6 protein-coding genes are annotated in these 4,982 nt (G+C 75.3%); 4 read left to right on the top strand and 2 right to left on the bottom strand.

Annotation, left to right across the window (positions count from 1 at the left end):
- On the top strand, nt 1–2,124 hold a 2,124-nt coding region (locus tag BEP24_RS15830), incomplete at its 5' end, for a glycosyltransferase family 39 protein (RefSeq protein WP_065965068.1).
- A 15-nt stretch (nt 2,125–2,139) separates the two neighbouring features.
- Here BEP24_RS15830 and BEP24_RS15835 read toward each other — a convergent pair.
- Nucleotides 2,140–2,829 carry a TetR/AcrR family transcriptional regulator gene (locus BEP24_RS15835; protein ID WP_065965070.1) on the bottom strand — a complete coding sequence of 230 codons (690 nt, stop codon included), beginning with the start codon at nt 2,827–2,829 and terminating at the stop codon, nt 2,140–2,142.
- Nucleotides 2,830–2,890: 61 nt separating this feature from the next.
- On the opposite strand from BEP24_RS15835, the gene BEP24_RS15840 reads away from it, so the two are divergent.
- Both BEP24_RS15840 and BEP24_RS15845 read left to right on the top strand, forming a co-directional pair.
- Complete coding sequence (locus tag BEP24_RS15840; RefSeq protein WP_065965072.1) at nt 2,891–3,544, top strand: NAD(P)H-binding protein; 654 nt, start codon at nt 2,891–2,893, stop codon at nt 3,542–3,544.
- A gap of 29 nt (nt 3,545–3,573) precedes the next feature.
- The gene (locus BEP24_RS15845; RefSeq protein WP_065965073.1) at nt 3,574–4,056 is read left to right on the top strand and encodes a GNAT family N-acetyltransferase; all 483 of its coding nucleotides are present in this window, start codon (nt 3,574–3,576) and stop codon (nt 4,054–4,056) included.
- Between the two features lie 21 nt (nt 4,057–4,077).
- Here the strand turns inward: BEP24_RS15845 and BEP24_RS15850 are convergent, their stop codons facing one another.
- On the bottom strand, nt 4,078–4,635 hold the full coding sequence (locus tag BEP24_RS15850; protein WP_065965074.1) for a hypothetical protein: 558 nt from the start codon (nt 4,633–4,635) through the stop codon (nt 4,078–4,080).
- Between the two features lie 140 nt (nt 4,636–4,775).
- Between BEP24_RS15850 and BEP24_RS15855 the strand changes: the two genes are divergently transcribed.
- On the top strand, nt 4,776–4,982 hold a 207-nt coding region (locus BEP24_RS15855), incomplete at its 3' end, for a TetR family transcriptional regulator (RefSeq protein ID WP_141693496.1).

A 4,982-nucleotide genomic window follows, 5' to 3' on the forward strand; every position in this document is an offset into this window, starting at 1 on the left:
GCCGCCCGCCCCGTCCGCTGGTGGCACCAGACCCGGGGGCAGCGCGCCACCCTCGCCGTGATCGTCGTGCTCGGCGCGGTCCTGACGAGCTGGAACCTCGCCCGCGGCGGCGACTCCGCGTTCTACGCCGCCGCCGCCCGCTCGATGTCCGAGTCCCTGCCGGCGTTCCTGTCCGGCTCGTTCGACCCCGACGCGACCGTCACCCTCGACAAGCTCGCCGGGTTCGCGGTGCCGCAGGCGATCAGCATCCACCTGTTCGGCATGTCCACCGCGTCGCTCGCGCTCCCCCAGGTCCTCGAGGGCGCCGTCACGACCCTCGCCGTGTCGCTCGTCGTGCTGCGTTGGCTCGGGGCCCGGGCCGGTCTGGTCGCCGCCGCACTCGCCGCGGGGACCCCGATCTTCGTCTCGATGTTCGGCCACCCGATGGAGGACGGCCTGCTCACGATGGCGCTCGCGGTCGCGCTGGTGTGGTGGCAGCGGGCCGCGCTGACCCGCACGTGGTGGCCGCTGCTGCTCGCCGGCCTGTTCGTCGGCGTCGGGTTCCAGGCGAAGATGCTGCAGGCCTGGCTGGTGCTGCCGGCCCTGGTGCTCGCGACGGTGGTCGCCACCGCCGGACCGGGCCCCCGGTGGCGCCGTGCCGCGGGACACGTGGCCGCGCTGGTCGGCGCCGCGGTCGTCGCGAGCCTCGCCTGGCCGGTCGCGCTCGCACTGCTCCCGGCGGGCGACCACCCCTACTTCGACGGGTCGACCGACGACAGCGTGTTCGCGATGGTGTTCGGCTACAACGGCGTCGACCGCTTCATGCCCGGGCTGTGGCCCGGCGCCGTCGGCACGCTGGGCGCGGCCGTCGGGCACGCCGGCACGCACGTCGCGGACGCGTGGCGCGCCGCGACCGCCGGTCGCGGCGACGGCCACTCGCTCCTGCAGCTCTTCTCGCCGCGCTACGCGTCGCAGGTCGGCTGGTCGTGGCCAGCGGCGCTCACCGGGGTCGGCATCGGCGCGGTCCGGTGGTGGCGACGGTCCGCCGGCCGGGAGGCGCGCCTCCCCGCCGCCACGCTCGTCGCGCTGGTCGTGTGGCTCGGGACCGCGGTCGTGGTGCTGTCCGTCCTGCGGCTCCCGCACACCGCGTACGTCGCGGGTGCCGGGGTGCAGCTCGCGGCGCTCGGCGCGCTCGGCTGGTGGGGCGCCGCAGGGTTCGTCGACGCGGCGGACCGCCGGCTGCGGCTCGTGCCCGTCGGGCTGCTCGTGGTCCAGGGCGCGTGGTGGGCGTGGCTGGCCCGCGCCGCGTCCGAGCCGGCACTGCTCGGCACGGTCGCCGTCGGGGTGACCGTCGCGGCGCTCGTCGCGCTCGTCGTGCGGTGGCGGCGCGCGGGAGCCACGGCCGGTGGCGGCCTGCGTGGCGACGCGGACGGTCGGGGTGCCACGGGCAGTCCGGGCGCCACGGGCGGTCGGGGTGCCACGGGTGGTCGCCGGCTCGCCGCGGGGTTGTTCGCAGCCGCGGTCGTGCTCGGGCCGGCGTGCTTCTCGCTGCAGGCGCTCGACGCCGCGCGGGACGGCAGCGGCGGCGACGCCTCGGTCGGCCTCGCGCAGGGCGCCTTCGCCCGCGGCGGTGCCGTCCCGGAGCGGGCGCTCGCGCTCGGCCGGACGGGCGCCCCGACCCGCGGGACCAGCACGGCCGACGCGTTCCACGTCTCGGCGCCCGACGTCGTCGGCGGGCACACCAGGTTGCCGGCCGACGAGGCAGAGCTCGTCGCGGAGGCCCGACGCGCGGGTGGCGGACGGGACGGCGGCCCGCTGTTCCTCACCGACTCGTGGCGGATCGCGGCCGACGTCATCGGGGACACCGGTGCCGAGGTCCTGACCGACGGCGGCTTCTCCGGACAGGTGCCGGTGTTCACCACGGCGCAGGTCGAGTCGCTCGTGCGCTCCGGGCAGGAGCGGCTGTTCGTCGTGTCCTCGACCGCCCGGTCCTCCGACCCCGTGCGGCAGGCCACCGACGACCTCGGGTGCACGGTCCTGCACCGGTGGGGTCCGGCGTCCGCCTCGGCCGCGCCGAGCACCGGTCGTGGCCAGCAGTGGGGCGGTGCCGGCGGGGCGTCCTTCGCCCTCGAGCGGTGCTCCTGACCGGGTCGGTGGCCGTCAGTCGGCGGAGACGGCGCGTCGCGCCAGGTCCGAACCGAGCATCGTCTCCGCCGCGGCGTCCACGAGCTCGTCGCCCTGGGTCCGCCCGATCCGCCGCGACACGACGAGCGTGGCGATGCCCTGCATGGTCGCCGCGAAGAGCATCTTGAAGGTCTCGCGGGCGCCGTCGTCACGGGGGTCGCCGTCGCGCGGATCGCCCTCGTGGTCGCCGTCGTCGTGTCCGCCGCCGTCCGGGGCGCCCTCGTCCTGGTCGGCCGGCGTGCCGGCGCGCGCCGGTCCCATCGCGCTGTCGAGCAGGGTGAACAGGGTGCCCGCGGCCGCCTGGACCTCGGCGGCCGCGGCCCCGACGGCCTTCCCCTCGAACATGAGCTCCATGAGCGCGGCGTCCTCGACCGCGAAGTCGACGTAGGCGTGCGCCACTCGGCGGAAGCGGTCACGCAGGCCGTCCGACCCGGCGATCGCCTGCTGCACGCGGTCGTGCAGGCGCTCGAACCCCAGCACGGCGAGCGCGTCGAGCAGCGCCCGGCGGTCGACGAAGTGGCTCCGTGGGGCACCGTGGCTCACACCGGCGCGGCGGGCGAGCTCGCGGAGCGACAGCCCCTCGACGCCGGACTCCCGCAGGGCGGCCACCGCTTCGTCGAGCAGGACGGCGCGGAGGTTGCCGTGGTGGAAGGGCCGGTCGGTCACGCCTCGAGGATACTCCGAACTAGACGTTGCCCAGATTCTAGACAGCGCCTACATTGAGCACGTGACCTCCTTCCAGAACCTCCTCGTCCTCGGTGCGACCGGTCAGACCGGCCAGCACTTCACACGGCTCGCCCTCGACGCCGGCCACCGGGTCCGGGCCCTCGCCCGCACCCCCGACAAGCTCCGCGTGCAGCACGACCGACTCGAGGTCGTCCAGGGGTCGATCACGGACCGGCTCGACCTCGACGGGCTCCTCGACGGCGTCGACGCCGTCGTCGCGATGATCGGCGACCGGCAGGCGCAGGAGCACCGCCTCGTGAACACCGAGTTCGTGCACGAGCTCGTCCCGGCGATGCGGCGGCAGGGCGTGCACCGGTTCGTGTACCAGGCGGGTGGCCTCAGCGGCGCCCCCGGCCGACCGCTCGCGCTGCCCCTCCGGATCGTGCGCGCCACCGTCGCGCGCGCCTACCTCGGGCAGCACCGCGACAACGAGGCGGTCATGCGGTACCTCGACACCGAGGCGCGGGACCTGCAGTGGAGCGTGCACCGCGCGGGCATCGGGTCGGACGGCCCGTCGAAGGGGACCCTGCAGCGCTCGCGCCACTGGATCAGCATCGGGACGTTCGTCGACTGCGCGGAGTACACCCTGCGCATGCTCGACGACCCGTCCTCGGTCCACACGAGCGACGGCAGCGCCTACCGCCGCGCGCGGTGACCCGGGCGTCCGTGCACCAGGATCGGTGCATGGACATCAGGGAAGCGCTCGTCGCCGACGCGGACGCGATCGGGGCGTTCCAGTCCGCGTGCTGGGAGCAGACCTACCGCGGGGTGGTGCCCGACGCGTTCCTGGACTCGAGCGCCTCCCGCGACCGCGCAGCACGGTGGGCCGAGCGGATCCGGAGCGGCGGACGACGCGTGCTGATCGCGCTCCGCGACGGCCGGCTGTCCGGTGTCGTGAGCACGGCCCCGACGGACCCCGGGGCGGACGACCTCCCCGGGCTGGAGCTCTGCACGCTGTACCTCGATCGCGACGTGCACGGGACCGGGCTGGCCGACCGCCTGCTCGACGCCGCGATCGGTGGCGAGGACGCACACCTGCTCGTGTTCAGCGTGAACGAGCGGGCGAAGCGCTTCTACGCCCGGCACGGGTTCCGGCCGTCCGGCGCCCCGGAGACCGATCCCGGGACCGGCCTCGACGAGGAACGGTGGGTCCGCACCGCACCGTGACGGTCGTGCGGTTCCCGAGGGTCAGGCCGTCGGCCCGGCACCGACGACCGATGCCAGACCCCGGATGTACTGCCCTCCGGTCTCCACGGTGTCGATGCGCCCGAGGCGGTACCCGAGCGGCTCGTCGTTCCAGGTGGCGTCTGCCCGTACCTCGTGCAGGTACACCCACCGCCGCGTGACCTCGTCGAGCAGCCCGATCCAGAGCGCGCCGGACCGCTCGTTCGTCTGGATCCCGATCAGCTCGCCCTCGTCGGCGATGGTGCGGAGGACGCCGGCGGTCGTGTCGAGGTCGATGCCGTCCCGGGCCAGCGACGACGGCGGCCACTCCGGGCGGAGCCGGGCGGCGCGTCCCGCGAACGTGGTGTCCGGTTCGACACGGTGGACCTCCCGCAGCCGGAACGCGATCAGACCGTCGAACACGCCACCGTCGGTGAGCTGGGCCATCAAGACCCACTTCGCACCGACGGCCAGCACGAAGCCGCAGTACCGGGACCCGCGCTCGGTGCGACGCACCACGCGCACCGCGTGGTCGGTCCCGACGGCCTCGTCGAGCCGACGTCGGATCTCGTGTGCCTTCACGGGCTCACCGTACCGAGGCGGGGCGGGTCGTCGGACCGCTCGCGCACCGCGGGCCGAGCGTCGCCGCGACGACGGCGTGCCGAGTCCGGGCGGGTCCGCGGTCGGCTCCGGGCGACGGGTGGTCACCGTAGGGTGCAGACATGGTCGAGGTCGTGGGCGTGCAGCACGACGCCGTCCTGCTCGACGAAGCGGTGGCCGCCCTGCGGGAGTCCGGCGTCGAGGGGCTGTCGCTCCGCGAGCTCGCCCGCCGCGCCGGTGTGAGCCACGGTGCCCCACGGAGCCACTTCGTCGACCGCCGGGCGCTGCTCGACGCGCTCGCCGTGCTGGGGTTCGAGCGCCTGCACGAC

The organism is Curtobacterium sp. UCD-KPL2560, assembly GCF_001705035.1.
Lineage (GTDB): Bacteria > Actinomycetota > Actinomycetes > Actinomycetales > Microbacteriaceae > Curtobacterium.